This window comes from Streptomyces violascens (assembly GCF_014649955.1).
Classification (GTDB): domain Bacteria; phylum Actinomycetota; class Actinomycetes; order Streptomycetales; family Streptomycetaceae; genus Streptomyces; species Streptomyces violascens.
Genome location: NZ_BMUA01000011.1, coordinates 1 through 15059 on the forward strand (window position 1 = coordinate 1; position 15059 = coordinate 15059).

Annotated in this window: 16 protein-coding genes and 2 pseudogenes; 7 read left to right on the forward strand and 11 right to left on the reverse strand. The window is 69.8% G+C overall.

The genetic code is table 11. The features are described from left to right. A pseudogene (locus tag IE206_RS21720) lies at positions 1 to 556 on the forward strand (sodium:solute symporter); the annotation flags it as partial. 55 nt (positions 557 to 611) lie between these two features. Here the strand turns inward: IE206_RS21720 and IE206_RS21725 are convergent. Continuing rightward, positions 612 to 1217, reverse strand: coding sequence for a TetR/AcrR family transcriptional regulator (locus IE206_RS21725; protein ID WP_189964528.1), 606 nt, complete (start codon positions 1215 to 1217; stop codon positions 612 to 614). Positions 1218 to 1370: 153 nt separating this feature from the next. Between IE206_RS21725 and IE206_RS21730 the strand changes: the two genes are divergently transcribed. Together IE206_RS21730 and IE206_RS21735 are read left to right on the forward strand one after the other, a co-directional pair. Next, positions 1371 to 1517, forward strand: coding sequence for a hypothetical protein (locus IE206_RS21730; protein ID WP_189964530.1), 147 nt, complete (start codon positions 1371 to 1373; stop codon positions 1515 to 1517). Positions 1518 to 1647: 130 nt separating this feature from the next. Further along, positions 1648 to 2295, forward strand: a complete 648-nt coding sequence (locus tag IE206_RS21735) for a peroxiredoxin-like family protein (RefSeq protein WP_189964532.1) — start codon at positions 1648 to 1650, stop codon at positions 2293 to 2295. Positions 2296 to 2336: 41 nt separating this feature from the next. Here the strand turns inward: IE206_RS21735 and IE206_RS21740 are convergent, their stop codons facing one another. Next, entirely contained in the window at positions 2337 to 2966 is a 630-nt protein-coding gene (locus tag IE206_RS21740) for a class I SAM-dependent methyltransferase (protein ID WP_189964534.1), read from the reverse strand. Between the two features lie 161 nt (positions 2967 to 3127). Then, positions 3128 to 3628: a MarR family winged helix-turn-helix transcriptional regulator gene (locus IE206_RS21745; protein WP_189964536.1), complete on the reverse strand. Its 501-nt coding sequence runs from the start codon at positions 3626 to 3628 to the stop codon at positions 3128 to 3130. 122 nt (positions 3629 to 3750) lie between these two features. On the opposite strand from IE206_RS21745, the gene lgt reads away from it, so the two are divergent. From lgt to IE206_RS21760, 3 genes are all read left to right on the forward strand, one after another. After that, a complete protein-coding gene (lgt, locus tag IE206_RS21750; protein ID WP_189964538.1) occupies positions 3751 to 4599 on the forward strand; it encodes a prolipoprotein diacylglyceryl transferase in 849 nt (282 codons plus the stop codon). Continuing rightward, the gene (locus tag IE206_RS21755) at positions 4596 to 5393 is read left to right on the forward strand and encodes a phosphatase PAP2 family protein (protein ID WP_189964540.1); all 798 of its coding nucleotides are present in this window, start codon (positions 4596 to 4598) and stop codon (positions 5391 to 5393) included. Before lgt ends, IE206_RS21755 begins: the two co-directional genes overlap by 4 nt. Positions 5394 to 5478: 85 nt before the next feature. Further along, positions 5479 to 5754 carry a hypothetical protein gene (locus IE206_RS21760; protein WP_189964542.1) on the forward strand — a complete coding sequence of 92 codons (276 nt, stop codon included), beginning with the start codon at positions 5479 to 5481 and terminating at the stop codon, positions 5752 to 5754. Positions 5755 to 5905: 151 nt separating this feature from the next. On the opposite strand, the gene IE206_RS21765 is transcribed toward IE206_RS21760, so the two are convergent. The 3 genes from IE206_RS21765 to IE206_RS21775 form a co-directional block, all read right to left on the reverse strand. After that, a complete protein-coding gene (locus tag IE206_RS21765) occupies positions 5906 to 6064 on the reverse strand; it encodes a hypothetical protein (RefSeq protein ID WP_189964544.1) in 159 nt (52 codons plus the stop codon). A gap of 73 nt (positions 6065 to 6137) precedes the next feature. Beyond that, entirely contained in the window at positions 6138 to 7601 is a 1464-nt protein-coding gene (locus IE206_RS21770; protein WP_444545513.1) for an MFS transporter, read from the reverse strand. 313 nt (positions 7602 to 7914) lie between these two features. Further along, positions 7915 to 9303 (reverse strand): SulP family inorganic anion transporter, encoded by a 1389-nt coding sequence (locus IE206_RS21775; RefSeq protein WP_226599739.1) that lies wholly within the window; start codon positions 9301 to 9303, stop codon positions 7915 to 7917. 462 nt (positions 9304 to 9765) lie between these two features. Here IE206_RS21775 and IE206_RS21780 point away from each other — a divergent pair, with 462 nt between their 5' ends. Next, on the forward strand, positions 9766 to 10200 hold the full coding sequence (locus IE206_RS21780) for an STAS domain-containing protein (RefSeq protein WP_189964548.1): 435 nt from the start codon (positions 9766 to 9768) through the stop codon (positions 10198 to 10200). A gap of 30 nt (positions 10201 to 10230) precedes the next feature. Here the strand turns inward: IE206_RS21780 and IE206_RS21785 are convergent, their stop codons facing one another. The 5 genes and pseudogenes from IE206_RS21785 to IE206_RS21800 all read right to left on the reverse strand — a co-directional run bounded on the left by IE206_RS21785 (position 10231) and on the right by IE206_RS21800 (position 15057). After that, positions 10231 to 11529, reverse strand: a complete 1299-nt coding sequence (locus tag IE206_RS21785) for an ArsB/NhaD family transporter (RefSeq protein ID WP_189964550.1) — start codon at positions 11527 to 11529, stop codon at positions 10231 to 10233. Between the two features lie 11 nt (positions 11530 to 11540). Further along, positions 11541 to 12014 (reverse strand): CBS domain-containing protein, encoded by a 474-nt coding sequence (locus tag IE206_RS21790; protein WP_189964552.1) that lies wholly within the window; start codon positions 12012 to 12014, stop codon positions 11541 to 11543. Continuing rightward, on the reverse strand, positions 12001 to 13251 hold the full coding sequence (locus IE206_RS21795) for a cation:proton antiporter (protein WP_189964554.1): 1251 nt from the start codon (positions 13249 to 13251) through the stop codon (positions 12001 to 12003). Before IE206_RS21795 ends, IE206_RS21790 begins: the two co-directional genes overlap by 14 nt. A 161-nt stretch (positions 13252 to 13412) precedes the next feature. After that, positions 13413 to 13668: pseudogene (locus tag IE206_RS42520) on the reverse strand (PucR family transcriptional regulator); the annotation flags it as partial. A gap of 819 nt (positions 13669 to 14487) precedes the next feature. Beyond that, positions 14488 to 15057, reverse strand: a complete 570-nt coding sequence (locus IE206_RS21800) for a TerD family protein (RefSeq protein WP_264198837.1) — start codon at positions 15055 to 15057, stop codon at positions 14488 to 14490. Between the last annotated feature and the right edge of the window lie 2 nt (positions 15058 to 15059).

The window sequence follows — 15059 nt, forward strand, 5'->3', positions numbered from 1 at the left end:
GGCCGCGAACCTTTTCACCCGCAACATCTACAAGGACTTCCTCAAGCCGGACGCGACGGCCGCGCAGGAGGCCAAGGTCTCCAAGCTGGTCTCGCTGGTCGTGAAGGTCGGCGCGCTGGTCTTCGTCCTGACCATGGACAAGACGGTCGCCATCAACTTCCAGCTCCTGGGCGGCATCTGGATCCTGCAGACCTTCCCGGCCCTGGTCGGCGGCCTGTTCACCCGCTGGTTCCACCGCTGGGCGCTGCTCGCGGGCTGGGCGGTCGGCATGCTCTACGGCACCCTCGCCGCGTACGGGGTCGCCTCGCCCACCCAGAAGCACTTCGGCGGCTCTTCCAAGGAGATCCCGGGCATCGGCGAGATCGGCTACATCGGCCTCACCGCGTTCGTCCTGAACGTGGTGGTGACGGTGGTCCTCACCGTCGTCCTGCGCGCCCTGAAGGCCCCCGACGGCATCGACGAGACCTCCCCCGAGGACTACACGGCGGACGCCGGCGAGAAGGGTGCCCGGCGCCCGTCCCCGCCGGACACCAGGCTCTCCCCGGCCACCGGCTGAGCCGCAGCCCCGAGCACAAGCGTCGGCACCCGCAACCTACCGGCGGGTGCCGCCATCACACGTCACGCCGCCGTCCGGCACCGATCGCGTCGAGGGCGACGGCCACTGTCGCCTCCAACGCCGAAGCCCTGGCACCGGCACGTGAGCGCAGGTTCACGCCGTATGCGAGCAGGGCGAGCAGGTCGGCACCGGCACCGGGGTCGGCGCCAGGAGCGAGCTGCCCATGCGCCTCGGCAGTGATCAGGGCTGCATGCAGAGCATCCCGCAGCTGCTGATGATGCTGATCGAGGACGGCCTTGACTTCCGGGTCGCCGTTTTCGGCGCCGGCGTGCGCGTTGGAGACCATGCATCCCCAGCGCGCGTACTCGCCCGAACAGCGAGCCTTGATCAGCCCGCTGAAGAACTCCCGGACCGCAGGAAGACCACGCTCATCCTCCGCCAGGCCGCGGAACATCGGCTCGGAACGCCGTTCCAGATAGCAGCGCAGAGCCTTGACGTACAGCTCCTGCTTGCCGCCGAAGGTGGCATACAGACTGGAGCGGTTGAGGCCGGTCGCGGTCACGATGTCCTGGATCCCGGTCGAGGCCACACCCTGCCGCCAGAACAGCCGCACCGCGGTGTCCAGGGCCGCGTCCGGATCGAAGTGCTTGATGTCCGGCATGCCTCACCCCGGTATCTTGAAATAGGAATTCCAAGATAGCGCCATCCTGATCGCGGGCAAAGGGGACGCCTTCCGTGCACAGTGCGACCCCAGAGGCGTCCAGGTTCATCCACGATCCGCCGCACGGCAGCCGCCGCCCTCCATCCTGTGCCCATGAACCGCATACCAGCCTTGTGGACTCTCGCCTACGGGTCGCACGGATCCGCCACTCGCCGCTTCCTGGCCCGTCGCGCCGTGGCCCTCTGCGCCTTCATCCGCACCCTGGCCCTGGCGGACCATGAGCCCTTCACGACCCTCTAGCGCCCCCGAATCAGCTCCGCCCCGCCGCTGGCGCAGGGTCACACCTGCCCGTATCCTGGAATGAGCATTCCAGGATTGAGTGATCTCACGGCGCCGCCGCAGACTCAACCGTCGAGGAGGAACGGCTCAGATGACCCTCAACGCCGAACTGCGCACCTTCTACGAAGCCCGACAGCAGCAGATCCCGGCGGAGGTGCGCGAAATCATGAACCGGGCCGGCCAGGAACTCGCCGCCTCCGGCCAGGCCGACCGCGCCCTGACCGTCGGCGCCCAAGCTCCCCGCTTCAGCCTGCCTGCAGCGAACGGCGCGACCGTCACCCTGGACGGCCTGCTCGCCGACGGTCCCGTGGTCCTCACCTTCTACCGCGGAGCCTGGTGCCCGTACTGCAACATCGCCCTGCGCTCCCTGCAGCAGCACCACAGTCAAATCACCGCTCGCGGCGCCCAGTTGGTCGCCGTCTCACCGCAGGTCCCCGACGAGTCGCTGTCCCTGACCGAGAAGCACGAACTCGCCTTCCCCGTACTCAGCGACCTCGGCTCCGACACCGCCAAGCAGTACGGCCTCGCCTTCGACCTGCCGCACGACCTGGCCGGCGTCTACGACAAGCTCGGCTTCGACCTCCAGCGCGTCAACGCCGGGCACCCGCGCACCCTGCCGCTGCCCGCCACCTACGTCATCGACCCCGAAGGAACCATCCGCTGGGCCTTCGTCCACACCGACTACACAACACGCGCCGAACCGGCCGACATCCTCGCCGCACTCGATGCCCTGAGCTGAGCAACCAGCCTGGCGCCAGGACGACTTCACCGATCCCGCGATCAGCCCCGGCGGGTCGCCCAGACCTCGACATACGGGCCCGGGTCCACGCAGTCGACCTCGAACCCCGCCTCGGTCACGGCGGCGGTGAACTCGTCCTGGCCCCAGACCGTGTACCAGCGGCGCCCATCGGGCTCGTCGAGCCAGCCCGTACGGCCAGCGGCCTTGAGACACACGTACAGCCTGCCACCTGGCCTCAACAACCCGGCGAACTGCCCCAGCACATCCACCGTTTCCGCCTCAGCCAGGTGGACGAGCGAGGCAGACGCCCAGATACCGTCGAACGTCCCAGCCGGAAACCTCGCTCCCACTTCACGCAGATCACACTGAGACGTAGGAGCATGGGCACGGGCCATGGCCACGAACACCGGGTTGAGGTCGACGCCGCGCACCACATGGCCGTACGCACGGAACCGGGCCAGATCCCGACCGGGGCCGCAGCCGGCGTCCAGGATCAGCGAGGGCCGCGGCAACCAACCCGCGAACCGCTCCACCCGATCCGTCATCTTCGGAGCATGCGTGGCCGCGTAGTCGTCGGCACCGTCGCTGTAGACCGCGACGGACACGACGACCGGGTCCCGGTCCTGATCCGCGTCCAGGTCCTCACCAGTGACCGTGCCGTGTGTAGCCATGCCGCCCCCGTCATCCGAACCGCAACGCATTCCCGCACCCTTCCGGGCGCTCCTGGCACAGTCGACCAGTCTCCCACCTCCTCCGCGGCCGCTCGGGCCTAAGCCCTGCCCGTATGACCAGTTGGCCGGGTTCCCCGCCACACGGGGAGAGCGCGGCTGGATCACTCCCGGGCGGTCCCACCGCCGCCGAGGTGTTCCACCAGCTGGAACAGGGCGGGCAGCGCGGCCCGTACCGCTGTCCGGTCGGCGTTGTTGAGGGCGTTGAGTGCGGCGTCGAGGCGTTGTTCGTGGGCCTGGGTCCAGGCGGTGAGCTGGGCGCGGCCGGCGTCGGTGAGCGTGACGGCGGAGGCGCGGCGGTCGTCCTCGTCCACGGCGCGTACCACCAGGCCGCTCTTGATCATCTGGCCGATGAGTCCGCTGACGGTGCTCTGTGCCAGGCGTTGGCGGGCGGCCAGGTCGCTGATGCGGGCCGGGGAGTGTTCGGCGATGACCTGCAGGAGTTCGACCTTGGCCATGGGGAGTTGCTCCCACGGGTAGTCGGTGCGGATCGAGGTGCGCAAGGCGCGGCGCAGGCGGGTGACGGCCTCGGTCAGCTGGCGCGCGTCACTGGCGGCCTCGTGCGACGGGCCGGTGAGCGGGTCGGGTCGGGTCCTTGGGGACATGGCTGGACTTTAGCTTCCGCATACCTGTTCGACATCGGATTATTTCGGTAACCGATGTATTGTCGGGCGAGTCTGTCCCGGCCCGAGCCGGGGTCCCGCTCGCCTGATCGGTTGTGTTGTTCATGGAGTTGGCGTATCTGCCGAGCCCGTCTCAAGGGGTGTGGCACCTGGGGCCGATACCGATCAGGGCGTACGCGCTGTGCATCCTGGCCGGTGTGTTCGCGGCCACCTGGCTGACCCGGCGGCGCTGGGCCGCGCTCGGCCACGACCCGGAAGAGGTCGTGGACATCGTCGTATGGGCGGTCCCGTTCGGTCTGCTCGGCGGGCGTCTCTACCACGTGATCACCGACCCCGAGCTGTACTTCACCGCCGGGAAGCAGCCGATGCGGGCCCTGTACATCTGGGACGGCGGGCTCGGCATTCCCGGCGCGGTGGCCCTCGGCGCGGTCGGCGCCTGGATCGGCTGCCGCCGACGCGGCATCCGGCTCTCCGACTTCGCCGACGTGCTGGCCCCCGGCCTCGTGCTCGCCCAGGCGCTCGGCCGCTGGGGCAACTACTTCAACCAGGAGCTGTTCGGCGGCCCGACCAGCCTGCCGTGGAAGCTCCTGATCGACCCCGCGCACCGGCCGCCGGACTCCCCCGGCGCCGCGTTCTACCATCCGACCTTCTTGTACGAGTCGTTGTGGGACCTGGGCGTGATGGCGCTGCTGCTGTGGCTCGACCACCGCTACCGGCCTCGACGCGGGCGGCTGTTCGCGGCGTACGTCCTGGCCTACACCGCCGGCCGCGCCTGGATCGAGGCACTGCGCGTCGACCACGCCAACCACTTCCTCGGACTGCGCCTCAACGACTGGGTGTCCGCCGCATTGTTCACCGGCGCCGCGGTCTATCTGGTCGCCACCCGGCGGTCCGGGTCGGCAGACGATGCCCCGGCGTCGACTGACGACGAGCAGGGAGTGAAGACGCCGTGACGGCCACGCCTTCGGTCCAGACGGCCGCCCGGTCGCGCACCGGACTCCGAATAGGCCCGCTGCTGCCGGCCCGGCTGCGCCCCCTGGGCCGCCCTCGCCTTTGGGTGGAACTCGTCTTCACCGCGCTCGGCTACTGGGCCTACACCCTGACCCGCAACGCGGTCCCCGCCCACCAGGACGCGGCACTGCACCGCGCCCACCGGGTCTGGGACATCGAGAGCACCCTGCACCTCAACATCGAACGGGCGGTCAACCACGCCGCCGACAGCGTCGGCTGGCTCATAGTCGGCATGAACTACTACTACGCCACGCTGCACTTCATCGTCACCATCGGCGTCCTGTGCTGGCTCTACTTCCGCCACCCCAACCACTACCGCGCCGCCCGCACCGCCCTGTACACGGCCACCTTGCTGGCCCTGGCCGGGTTCACCTTCTTCGCGCTCGCCCCGCCCCGCTTCCTGACCGGGCAGGGCTTCATCGACACCGTCGTCACCCACCACACCTGGGGCTCCTGGGCCTCCGGCGATGTGGCGGCACTGTCCAACCAGTACGCGGCGATGCCCTCGGTCCACATCATCTGGTCCGCCTGGAGCGGAGCCGCCCTCTTCTTCCTGGCCCGCCGCACCTGGGTGAAGATTCTGGGCGCCTGCTACCCGCTGGCCACGTTCGCGGTCATCCTTTCCACCGCCAACCATTTCGTCGCCGACGCCATCGCGGGCGCGCTCACCCTTGCGCTCGGCTTCCTCGTCCAGCGCCTGCTCACCGGCCGCCCGGCCTATCCCCCGCTCCGCTGATCCACGGGCCGAGGAACAGGCGCCTTGGTGCCGGCACGGATCCGCGCACCCGGATCGGTGAAAGCGTTCGGGGAAGAGATACGTCATGAGAATGCCGTGGCAATACCGGTGGGCCTGGCTGGCCGAACTGCTGGCGGTGCTGGTGGGCGGCCTGGTCGCCCTCGGGCTCATCATCGGCCTGGGCTGGGGCGAGCACGGCGGCTGGCGGCTGCTCGCCGCCGCGGCCGTGGCCCTGGGAGTGGCCGCGGTGGTGGCCGAGTTGCCGATCGGCCTGGCCCGCACGGACCAGGCGGCCGCGGCGGCCCACCTGCGGCGCTACGCGGACAAGGCCAATACCGGGCCCGCCGGACAGGACTACTGATCGAGCCCCGGCCGCTGCACGCGGCTTGGTCTCCTTCCGCGGCGGCGGCACCACAGAATGAAGCGCCCGGCTAGCCGTCCGGCGGCAGACCGCGTACTTCTCCGCGACCGCGCGCTGCGACAGATCTGGATCAAAACCGAGCCAGCGGGAGCTACAGCGAGCAGCGGCGGGCACGCAGCGCCAACCTGACCTGGCGCAGGGCCAGGACGAGCCAGAGTCCGGCCAGCGTGCCCAGCCACTGGCGATGGATGCGCAGTCCTGCAGCCAGCACCATGGCGGCGACCGCCAGATCCAAGGCGGCAGACCACATGTCCCCTGCCCAGCCGCTCGCCCTTGCCCTTGCCCTTGCCCTTGCCCTCACCCTCGCCCTCGAAGGGGTCGGTTCATCGGACACCGGGTTGCCTGATCTGCCGGGGAACCGACCGGCGCAGAGCGGGTCCGGCCCAGGCCGCTCCGACCGTGAGCAGGGACACGACGAGCAGGACCAGTACGGCCCACCGGCCGCCCCGGCCCGCGGCGTGCAGGGCCAGGGTGACGAGTGCGACGCCGAGCGCGGTGCCCAGGCCCCGGGTCATGTTGACCAGCCCTCCGCCGGTACCGGAGCAGGTGGCCGGGATGGCTCCCATGACCAGCGCGTTGTTCGCCGGGATGAAGGTGCCAAGGCCCAGGCCGAGGGCGGCGAGCAGCGGTACGAGGGGGACGGTGGTGAGTGGCAGGGCAAGCATCGCCGTCAGCGCAGCGGCGCACACGAGTGTGCCCAGCACCCCCCGGGCCCGGTCGCTCATGCCGCCTGGCAGCGCCTTGTCCGCGCCCGTCGCGGACAGCGCGAACCCGGCCGGGAGGGCGGTCAGGACGAGCCCGGCCGTGACGTTGGAGGCACCCGAGTCCGTAAGGACGACTGGGACCAGGACCAGGGGGCCGAAGAGCACCAGGTAGCCGCCGAGCGCTCCGGCCAGGCCGGTCGACACCGCGCGCAGGCGCAGCAGCGACAGGTCGAGCAGCGGCGCGGGCGCCCGCCGCTGACGTGCGCCGAAGGCCCAGCCGCACACCCCGGCCGCGGCGAACAGAAGCGCCACACTCCAGGCCGGTGCCGGCAGTCCCGAGGCAGCGGACACCCCGAGCAGCAAAGTAGTGGTCGCGGCGGACAGCAGGGCCAGGCCCGGCCAGTCGAAGCCGACGGAGGCGTTGCGCTGGTGGGTGCGCGGCAGCAGGTAGTGGCCGGCGATCAGCGCGACGATCCCTATGGGGACGTTGATGCCGAACACCCAGCGCCAGCCGAGCGTGTCCACCAGGACGCCGCCAATGGTCGGCCCGAGCGCCAGGCCGAGCGCCTGGGCGGCGGCCTGCACCCCGAGCGCGGTGCGCATCTTCTCGCGCGGCGCACTGGTGGCGACCAGGGCCACGCTGTTCGCCTGCAGCATCGCGGCGCCCGCGGCCTGCACCGCGCGGAAGGCGATGAGCTCGGTGAGCGAGGTGGCCAGACCGCACAGCGCGGACGCAGCGGTGAACATCGCGAAGCCGTACAGGTAAAACAGCTTGCGGCCGTGCGCGTCGGCGAGCCGACCGACCGGCACCAAAAGCGCCACCAAGGTCAGCAGATAAGCCAGCGACACCCACTCCACCGCGGCCAGGGAGACAGCGAACTCCGAGCGCAGACTGCCGTAGGTCAGGGTGACGATGCTGGCGTCGAGCTGTCCCATGAACGCGCCGAAACACACCGTCGCCACCGCCAGCCACCAGGCGTTCGGACGGCTGCGTATGTGTTCCGGCCGGGCCCGCTCCTCGGTCAGGAGTGCAGGCCAGGAGCGGCGGCGACGCATCGGGGACTTGGTCGTACCGGCAGTCATGGCTTTCCCTTCCGGCACCCGGCGCGGTACCGCTGACGTCGGGGTGCGGACGCGGTCGCTGCCGGTGTGCACGCTGAGATGCGACATCCTCAGATTACATCGGTAACCGAAATAATCGGTGCCCGTAGGGCAAAGCCTCGGCATGGGTAAGGGGCACGGGAAACCGGGGCCGTGGGAGACCGGCAGGAAGGTGTCGCCGGGGCGGGAGCCCCGTGGGAGACCGGCCCGCAGACGCACGGCCAGGCACCGGGGGCCGCCCGAGTGGGAGCCCGACCGGGTCCGACCGGGTCCGACCGGGTCCGACCGGGTCAGCTCAGGGCGCCTCACCCGCCGGCCCCCGCCCCCAGCGCACCCGGCCCCGGACGGCCGCCATCGCTCGTGGCGCCAGAGACAACAGCACGCCGGCGGCGATCGCGTAGTGCAGCGCGATCTGGGTGGTGGCCAGGAAGGTGAGAAGCAGCGTCGTCACGCCGATCGGGCCCGACCGCCAGGCCCTCCGCACATCCGCGGACCGGCCCACGATCAGCTTGGCCCCGACCACCACGATCAGCCCGCCGACCACTGCCAGCGGAATGCGTCCGATGGCCCGCCCCATCGCGCACACCAGCACCGCGAGTACGACTCCCGAGACCACGCCGACCCATCGTGTACGGGCTCCGGCAGCCAGGGCGACACCGGTACGCGACAGCGACCCGCCGGCCGGAAGCGCCCGGAAGAAGGCTCCGGCAAGATTCGCCGCAGCCTGCGCGGGCAGATCGGCCCGCCACGCCTTCCGGCCGGACGTCACCTCCCCCACCGGCACCACCGACGGGATCCCCGCGGCCTGCGCCAGCGCCACCACCGCCACCGCGCACGCCCCCGGCACCAGCGCCGGCAGGACGCTCCAGTCGGGCAGCGTCACATCGGGCAGCCCCGTCGGTACCGGGCCCAGCGAACTCGCGAGCGGAAGCGGCACCCGCCACGCGGCCACCATCGCACTCACCGTCACCAGCGCGACCAGCACCGCCCAGGGCCGCCACCGCCGTGAGGCGTGGACCACCGCCCACACCGCGACCGTCGCCATCGCGGCCGTCACCACTCCCCGGTCCCACGCGCCCGCATGCGCCAGGCCGTCGGCGATCCGTACCAGGGTGTTGTGATGCGTCGAGCGGAATCCAGTAGCGTCGGCCAGCGCACCCGCGACGATCTGTACGGCGATTCCCAGCGAGAAGCCCGTCATCACCGGTACGGAGACGGCCCGGAACACCGCCCCCAGACGCACGAGGGCGAAGACCGCCATGGCCAGGCCCACCAAGAGCGTCAGCGCCGCGAGATTACGGGGGTCCGACGGATCCAACCGGGCGTTCCCCAGGGCCTCCTGGGAACTGAGGGCGATCGCGCTGGTGAGGGTGGTCACCATCAGCGGCGTACCGGCCAGCAGCGAACCCACCACCGCCGGCACCACCCCGGAATACAGTCCGGCCGCCGGATCCAGGCCGGCGATCGCCGCGAAGGCCATCCCCTCCGGAACGCTGAACAGAGCGACGATCACCCCGGCAGTCACATCGGCGCCCGCCGGCCCCCTACTGCCCCATCGGCCCGACCCGCCCCGCGCCAAGGGACCTTGCGAGGTGTTTGCCGGATCCCTCTCCGTCCCAGGGTCCGCCACCGCATCCGCCCCTACGTTGTCCACCGGTCCTCCGTGTCGCTCGGCACAAGGCATGCATCAGACACCCGGACACGACCGCACGCACAGCCGATGGACGAGTAGGGATGCGATGCCCGCAGCGTCACAAAGCCCCGTCAGGACACGCCATACCCCAACACCCGAAACCCCCCTTTCGGCTATTTCCACCCAACCTGGATGTAACCGATTCCCGGCCGCGTCCACCATGGCGATCCGGGCCTCCCCGGCGCCTCGGCAGCAACGGTCTGCCGCAGAGGGCGTGACCAGCCATCACCCGCAGCCGATACGCCGCGCGAGGGAACTCGGCCAACCCGACCGGCCGGCTCCCTCCGCGCCCACCCCTGCATCACTACACTCCACGGCAGGTGCGCCGGGAAGACTGGTCGGCAACATGACCCCACATGCCCAGGAGCACACATGGCGTCCGCGACCGTTCCTGTCCTTTGCGGGGACCCCTACGGCTCACCAACTCCCGCTCCCCGGCGTCAGGTGTCCGCCATGACCGGCCCACCACTGTCCTCGGAACCAGCCGCCACCACCTCCGGCACCCTCGCCATCATCGTGCTCGCTTCCCTGGCCATCTTTGTGTTCCGGCGGCGCAGAAGGCGGACCAACCGCGCGGAAGGCAGCCGTGTCGTGGTCAGGCTGCGCGGTGAAATCACCGCGACGAACGAGGAGGAGACGGGCAGGCAGCTCCGTGCGGCGCTGTACGGCCGCCCGGAGGTCCTGGAGATCGACCTGACGGATGTCTCCCACCTCAGCGGTGACGGCGCAGCAGCCTTCTTCACCGCGCTCAAAGCGGCCCGGAACAGCCGCACCCAGCTTCTTGTCACTCATGCCTCGCCCCAGGCCCGCACCATGTTGACTCGTATGGGGCTGGTTCGCGCCCTGCGCCACGACGACGGCCGAGGGCCTGGGATCAGCCAGACCTGAACGAGATGCTGTCGCCCTGAGGACGACCTGTCAGGCCAGGGCGAAGTACCGCAGCCACACGTAGAGCGCCGCGACGGCCGTGGTGACGGCGGTGACGACGAGGCCGTATCTGGTGAACTGCCAGAAGGAGATGGGCTGGCGGTTGCGTTCTGCGATGCCGAGGACGACGACGTTGGCGCTGGCGCCGATCGCGGTGGCGTTGCCTCCGAGGTCCGCGCCGAGCGCGAGGGCCCACCACATGACGTGGTCGGGGCCGCCGCCCATCGAGTGGACGAGGTCACTGGTGATGGGAGCCATGGTCGCGACGTAGGGGATGTTGTCGACCACCCCGGAAAGAACGGTGGAGGCGCCGAGCAACAGCATGGAGCCGCCCAGTTCCTGGCCGCCGATCCCGCTCGCGAGGGCGTCGGAGACCTTCTCGATGACGCCGGTGTCGATCAGGCCGCCGATCATGATGAACAGGCCGGCGAAGAACGCGAGGGTGGGCCATTCGACTTCCGCCAGGACCTCGCCGGTCTCGACGGTGGAGACGGCGATGAGCAGGCCGGCGCCGAGGAGGGCGACGATCGACGGCTCGTAGTGCAGGACCGGGTGGAGCACGAAGCCGGCGATGACCAGGGCGAGCACGATCAGGCCCTGGACGAGGAGGCGGGGGTTCTTGATGGCTTCCCGCTCCTCCAACTCCATGATCTCGGCGGCACGTTCCTCGTCGTACACGAAGGTCGTACGGAACAGCCACCAGCACAGGGCGATCAGGACGAGGGTGAGCAGCGCGGACAGCGGGGCCAGGTGGACGAGGAAGTCGTTGAAGGTCAGGCCGGCCCGGCTGGCGATGATGATGTTGGGCGGGTCCCCGACCAGGGTGGCGGTGCCGCCAATGTTGGACGCGAAGACCTCCGCGATCAGGAACGGGGCGGCGGGCAGGGCGAGGCGTTCGCAGACCAGCAGGGTGACCGGCGCTATCAGCAGCACGGTGGTGACGTTGTCGAGGAGCGCGGAGGCCACCGCGGTGATGACGATCAGCATGACCATGACCCGGAAAGGCCGCGCATGGGCCCGTTTGACGCCCCAGATCGCCAGGTATTCGAAGAGTCCGGTCTTCTTGAGCACACCGACGATCATCATCATCCCGGCCAGCAGGAAGATGACGTTCCAGTCGATGCCCCGGTCCTGGAGGTAGAAGGCGGAGACGTCGTCGGTCGCCCCGATCGCCAACATCAGACCCGCGCCGCCGAGGGCAGCCGCGACCCGGTGAATCTTCTCGCTGATGATCAGGGCGTACGTGCCGACGAAGACGGCGATCGCCGCCCAGCTGTGCCAGTCACTCACATGGTCTCCAACTAAGTCTGCGCTGCAAGCAGTTGATTGAGCAGGTGCGAAGCGGTGATCACGCCGATCAGGCGGGCACCGTCCTTCCCCTTGCCGGTGACCTTCTCCACCACCGCGACCAGTGGGCTGCGCTGCTGGGCCATCAGCGCGGCCACCTCCAGCGCGGTGTCGTCGGGCGCGACGATGGGCGGCGTGGCGGCCTTGCTGGACAGGCACTCGCCGACCGTGCAGCCGACCAGGGCCGCGCAGAGCCGGTCGGCGTGTTTCTCGTCGACGACCGCGGCGAGGGTGGGGTCCTCCAGGACGTAGGAGGGGACGAGGACCTTGACCATTTGAGAGGCGGGCAGGATCGCCACCGGTGCGCCTTGTCCGTCCAGGACCAGCAGACCGGGCAGCCGGTGTTCGGCCATCAGGCGGGCTGCCTGGAGGGCGTCGGTGTCGGTGGTGACGGTCTCGTACTGGACCGCGAGGTCACGTGCGCGCATGGCCGGCTCCGTTCGGGTGCGGGATGTCCTTCGGCTCATCGTGGGCCGCGTCCGGGATACCGACCAGGTCATTGACGCGGAACATACGGGCCACCGGCACGTCGGTGCTGGAGTGCGCGATGATCGAGAAGGCGATGCATACCGCGATCAGCGTGTACGCCTGCTCGGCCTGCGGGATGCCGGACTGGAGCACCAGAAGCCCGTATACCACCGAGGCGAAACCTTTCGGCCCGAACCACGCGGCGGCCAGCTTCTCCCGGCGGTCGAACTTGGTCCCGATGAGGGACAGCAGCAGGGACGCCGGGCGGATCAGCACGATCGCCAGGACGACGGCCACGTAACCGCCCCACGACAGGTTCCCGAAGAGCGTCGGCGTGAGCAGAGCCCCGAAAACCAGCAGGGCCGCGAACTTCGCCAGTTCGGCCAGCGCCTCGCCCAGCGGCTCGAAGGCGTCCTTGGACTCCGGTGATACAGAGGCGAGGACCGCGCCCGCCGAGAACGCGGCGAGGTAGGGGTTGGCGTGGGTGAGGTGGCAGGCCGCGTACAGGATCACGCCCGTCGCCAGCGGCAGCAGCGGCTGCAGCTTGGGCTCGGCGCCCAGGAGGCGGAAGCGGACCAGGCCGGTCACCAGCAGCGGCAGGACGACCCCGAGGGCCAGGCCCAGCGCGAGGTCCGTACCGATCGCCGACGCCGTGGCGCCCGTGTGGCCACCGGCTGTCGGTCCCGCCGCCACGATCAGCAACAGCACGACCGGCAGCGCGAGACCGTCGTTGATGCCGCTCTCCACGTTCAGCAACTGCCGCAGCCGGGCCGGGACTTCCTTGCGCCCCACGATCGCCGAGGCGAACACCGGGTCCGTCGGCGCGAGCACCGCCCCCACCAGGAACGACGTCGTCCAGTCCAGACCCACCAGGTAGCGGGTGGTCAGCGCCATGAAGACGAAGGCGAGCGGCATGCCCAGACCCAGCGCGCGGGCCGGGTTCCTCCAGGCGCGGCGCAGCGCCGGGAAGGACACGTGCATGCCGTCGGTGAACAGCACCGCGAACAGGGCGAGATCGGCGGTGACGGCGACGATCTCGCTGTCCGGCGTGATGTGGATCAGGCCGAGGAAGCCGTCACTGACCAGCGCCCCGCCGACGAGGAACAGGAAGGACGTGGAGAGAACCGTGCGGGCGGCGAACCCGGACAGCAGCACCGCCACCAGCAGCGCCACCCCGAAAACCGCGACGAGCACCATGGCCAAGACCCCCGGTCGAAAAGAGATTGATCCCTTGTTCGCCGACCAGGCTTCCCGGCACACCGCCAGCAACCTTATCTGCTCTTGATGCGTCTTTGACAAGATATTTATGCCGCACGAGCAGGGCCGAACCACTGCCGGGGCCGGCAACAGGACGTGTCTCAGAGTTCCTTCGCGGGCCAGTCGAGCAGCCGGGCTCCGATGACGGCGGTCTGCAGGGTGTAGTGGTCGGCCATGGCCTGGCGGCCGCAGGGTCTGGACGGGGAAGACCAGCAGGTCCGCGGCGCGCAGGACCGGGTCGTCGAGGTTCATGCGCTCGGCCAGGTCGAGAGCGTTGAGCGCTTCCTCGTAGGAGTAGGCGACGCCGCCCGCGCCGGGCTGGGGGCGGCCGATGGTGTCGGTCACCGCATACGATTGCCCTCGCCGAGCCGAGACACTGATCGTCTCCGGGGCCCTTCACGCCGCTGACCAGGCGTGCACTGCCGCGTACTGAGGCTGTTGAGGAGGCGCTGCTCAGATGCCGGTCCCTGCCCTGGCCGCGGTGTACGTCCTGACGGGATTACTGAGCGGGCCCGCGCCGCCCACCATCGCATGCCCGCCAGGCCAGGACCCGTTCTGGTGCCCGGGGGCGGGTGGGCGTGCAGCGACATTCCTGCCCATCTCGCAGGCGCGCCCAGCCAGGATATTGATGGAATCGTGACGGGGCCCGGCAGCTCCCTGCCGTATGGTTTTTGCCGGTATGGCGGTGCTTTGTTGGGTGATGCGCCTCTCTCCTTCTTGGTATTCGAGCCCCTCCAATCCGGGCGCTATTTCACGAAAGGCCCTGACCATGGGTTCTGATGAGTACGGCGGCATCAGGTCGGGACCGATCCCGGGGCGGGGCTGACCGGTCGATGAATGACCTATTGGAGTGGCTGCTGCCGGGTGCCTTCGCCGTGCTTGCCCTGCCGGCCGGAGCAGCGCTGGCCCTGGGGTGGGTTCCAGCCCGGCTCCGGCGCCGGCCTGGGCCGCTGAAGGTTCTGGGCGCCGGCACCATCGGGGTGGGAGCCGCCATGGCAGTGGACTCGGTTCCCCGGGCCGTTCACGTGTCCCGGGCGGCGACCGATGCATGCTCGTACGCGGCACTGGCGCTTGTGTCGGTCGCGGTACTCATGGCGGTCATGTACGACATCAGAAGGGGCCCCTCCGGCAGAGACGCGGCCTGAAGCCGGGTGAGCGCCACTCGGTGCCGGCCGGTCAGGTCTGCGGGGCGCTGCCCATGTGCGCGGTGAAGGCGGCCGGGGTGCCGTCGAACCCCCGGATCATCTCGTGGAACTCCCACTCGCCGGAGCGGTCGTCCCTGGTGAATTCCGCGACGGTCGCGGCATTGGAGCCTGCGACCTGGGTGAAGTCGTTCGTCAGTAGCTCGGTGTACTTCTCGACGACCACCACTCCCGCGTGCGCTATGTCACCGAAGGTACGAGTGCCGCCGTCCTGGTGGATGGCCACGCCGACCACCACCCTGCCGAACGAGGGTGCCATCCGGTCGAGCTCCAGAACCATCACCTCGACGAAGCCGAATCCCAGCCCGGTCCGGCTGTCCCGGATCATGCTGATGGTGCCGTCCGGCGACCGGCTGTCGTAGTGGACGACGTACACCGGTCGGCCATAAGGGTCGTTGGAGGAATAGGTCGCGGCGATGATGTCCAGGTGGCGCGGCGGCTGGCCGAAAGGGCTGGGATCCCATCGGAGTTTCACCTCCACCTTCTCGCGCACCTTGCTGACGTTGCCCATCCGATGCCGCCTCCCCCGTCGAAACCAGCACAGGG

Excerpts from the sequence above, each read along its gene's own strand:
- IE206_RS21725 (WP_189964528.1), bottom strand. The coding sequence starts at position 1,217 with ATGCCGGACATCAAGCACTTCGATCCGGACGCGGCCCTGGACACCGCG.
- IE206_RS21730 (WP_189964530.1), top strand. The coding sequence starts at position 1,371 with ATGAACCGCATACCAGCCTTGTGGACTCTCGCCTACGGGTCGCACGGA.
- IE206_RS21735 (WP_189964532.1), top strand. The coding sequence starts at position 1,648 with ATGACCCTCAACGCCGAACTGCGCACCTTCTACGAAGCCCGACAGCAG.
- IE206_RS21740 (WP_189964534.1), bottom strand. The coding sequence starts at position 2,966 with ATGGCTACACACGGCACGGTCACTGGTGAGGACCTGGACGCGGATCAG.
- IE206_RS21745 (WP_189964536.1), bottom strand. The coding sequence starts at position 3,628 with ATGTCCCCAAGGACCCGACCCGACCCGCTCACCGGCCCGTCGCACGAG.
- lgt (WP_189964538.1), top strand. The coding sequence starts at position 3,751 with ATGGAGTTGGCGTATCTGCCGAGCCCGTCTCAAGGGGTGTGGCACCTG.
- IE206_RS21760 (WP_189964542.1), top strand. The coding sequence starts at position 5,479 with ATGAGAATGCCGTGGCAATACCGGTGGGCCTGGCTGGCCGAACTGCTG.
- IE206_RS21765 (WP_189964544.1), bottom strand. The coding sequence starts at position 6,064 with ATGTGGTCTGCCGCCTTGGATCTGGCGGTCGCCGCCATGGTGCTGGCT.
- IE206_RS21770 (WP_444545513.1), bottom strand. The coding sequence starts at position 7,601 with ATGACTGCCGGTACGACCAAGTCCCCGATGCGTCGCCGCCGCTCCTGG.
- IE206_RS21775 (WP_226599739.1), bottom strand. The coding sequence starts at position 9,303 with ATGCCTTGTGCCGAGCGACACGGAGGACCGGTGGACAACGTAGGGGCG.
- IE206_RS21780 (WP_189964548.1), top strand. The coding sequence starts at position 9,766 with ATGACCGGCCCACCACTGTCCTCGGAACCAGCCGCCACCACCTCCGGC.
- IE206_RS21790 (WP_189964552.1), bottom strand. The coding sequence starts at position 12,014 with ATGCGCGCACGTGACCTCGCGGTCCAGTACGAGACCGTCACCACCGAC.
- IE206_RS21795 (WP_189964554.1), bottom strand. The coding sequence starts at position 13,251 with ATGGTGCTCGTCGCGGTTTTCGGGGTGGCGCTGCTGGTGGCGGTGCTG.